We start from the raw sequence: 2229 nt of genomic DNA, 5'->3' as shown, positions 1-2229 counted from the left end.
CTCTTAAGAAAAATAAACCTTCCATAAATTGCAATTTCGACTTTCCTCTAAATTATAACCTTATCCCGAATTGACGTAAATTTGGATCTTGGTGGCTTAAAATTACGACTTTTAAACTATCCTGATAAAAACCCCTAAATTTATTCTTCACAATTATTTACCTTCATCTATACTCTCATTTGTAGATATTCTAAGAGTAAATTATGTTACAAACTAGCAATAAAATTTTTTCTAATCTTAGTGGACAGAAAAAATATGATATAATAAGTAGCCAGCAACGTGGAGATTGGGATAATACAAAAGATTTTATTATTAGAGGTAGAGAATGGATAATTGATGAAATAAAAAAATCAGGTTTGCGAGGACGGAGCGGTGCTGGATTTCCAACTGGTCTCAAATGGTCGTTTATGCCTAAAGAACACCCGAAACCTAGCTATTTAGTAGTTAATGCTGATGAATCAGAGCCTGGTACATGCAAGGATCGTGATATTTTAAGACATGAGCCGCACAAATTGCTTGAAGGCTGTTTGCTTGCCAGTTTTGCTATTAACGCACATACTTGCTATATATATATTCGTGGTGAATTTTATAACGAAGCATCCAATGTGCAACGGGCTATAGATGAAGCTTATGATGCTGGTTTTATAGGTGATAATGCTTGTGGTACTGGGTATAAACTTGATATTTATTTGCATAGAGGGGCTGGGGCATATATTTGCGGCGAGGAAACAGCTCTACTCGAGAGTTTAGAGGGTAACAAGGGATTTCCTAGACTGAAACCACCATTTCCAGCTAATTTCGGCTTATATGGTTGTCCAACAACTATTAATAATGTTGAGTCAATTGCCGTTGTACCTACTATACTTAGACGTGGGGGGGATTGGTTTGCTTCAATCGGGAAGCCTAACAGTACCGGCACGAAAATTTTCTGTATTTCTGGTCACGTAAATAGACCATGTAATGCTGAAGAAGCTATGGGCATACCTTTAAAGGAATTGATAGAAAAATATGCTGGAGGTGTACGTGGTGGTTGGGATAATCTGAAAGCTATTATTCCAGGTGGTTCGTCAGTACCATTGTTACCAAAGTCACTATGTGAAGATTTGGCAATGGATTTTGATAGTTTGAAATTAGCTGGCTCGGCTCTTGGGACTGGTGGAATTATTGTCATGGATAATTCTACAGATATTATTTATGCTATTGCCAGGCTTAGTAAATTCTACATGCATGAATCTTGTGGTCAGTGTAGCCCATGCAGAGAAGGCACAGGGTGGATGTGGCGAATTATGATGAGATTAGTACGAGGTCAGGCAAAAATAGAAGAAATAGATCAATTGTTAGACGTGACTAAAATGATCGAGGGGCGTACTATTTGCGGTCTTGGAGATGCCTCTGCTTGGCCTATTCAAGGTTTAATTCGTCATTTTCGTCACGAGATTGAAGAGAGGATATATTCAAAAAAATGTGAAAACTTTTAGATATAGTTGATTCATGACTGCATCTGCTTTCTTTTTTATCAAATATTATTCTTTTTTACATTTTTGGATATATCGATAAACGCTTTACTATGAAAAGCTATATTTTCTTCAAAAAGAATAAACTTTTTATCAAGCAAATTAAGTTGTTTTTTCTTTTCCTCTTCCGTTAAGAAAGAATATTTAATACTATTATAGACGACTTGTTTTAATTGATCATAAGATGGCTTATAACGACTAATTATAATGGACTGAAGAAAATGGACAAAAAAAATAGAGTTAAAAGTTTCCTAATTAAGATAAAATAATAAGAAAAAATTAGGAGAAAAAATGACAAAAGAAAAAGCAAGAGTTTTTAGTGCTGAAGAAAAAACTAGGATAGTATTAGAAGTGCTGAAAGAAGAGAGTCCATTATCAGTGATAGCATCAAAATATGAGATAAACTCAAAGACAATTAGTAATTGGAAAAAACAATTTATATCAAATGCAGCATTGGCTTTTGAACCAGCAAAACTGGTAAGTAAATATCAGGAACAAATTAATATGCTGAAAGAACAAAATGATGAATTAGCGAAAACTCTTGGAAAAACAATAGTAGAGAGAGATTGGGCTGTGGGAAAGCTACAAAGCTTGGACTTATCAAATAGAAAAGAACTTGTCGATTCCAAGCTAGCAATGTTACCAAAGACAAGGCAATATGAATTATTAAAGATTAATCGTTCTTCAATGTACTATAAAGCAAAACCATTTAGTG

At 34.4% G+C, this 2229-nt stretch carries 2 protein-coding genes; both read left to right on the top strand.

Features of this window, described 5'->3' with window-relative positions; all coding sequences use genetic code 11:
- Window positions 1-203: 203 nt before the first annotated feature.
- The gene (gene nuoF, locus RiCNE_RS06800) at window positions 204-1478 is read left to right on the top strand and encodes an NADH-quinone oxidoreductase subunit NuoF (RefSeq protein WP_094649804.1); all 1275 of its coding nucleotides are present in this window, start codon (window positions 204-206) and stop codon (window positions 1476-1478) included.
- A 327-nt stretch (window positions 1479-1805) separates the two neighbouring features.
- The coding region (locus RiCNE_RS06795) for a transposase (RefSeq protein WP_157905707.1) at window positions 1806-2229 on the top strand (424 nt) is incomplete at its 3' end.

This window comes from Rickettsia endosymbiont of Culicoides newsteadi, from assembly GCF_002259525.1.
Classification (GTDB): domain Bacteria; phylum Pseudomonadota; class Alphaproteobacteria; order Rickettsiales; family Rickettsiaceae; genus Tisiphia.
Note: the sequence above shows the minus strand (reverse complement) of the source record. Positions and strands in the feature narration are given on the sequence as shown.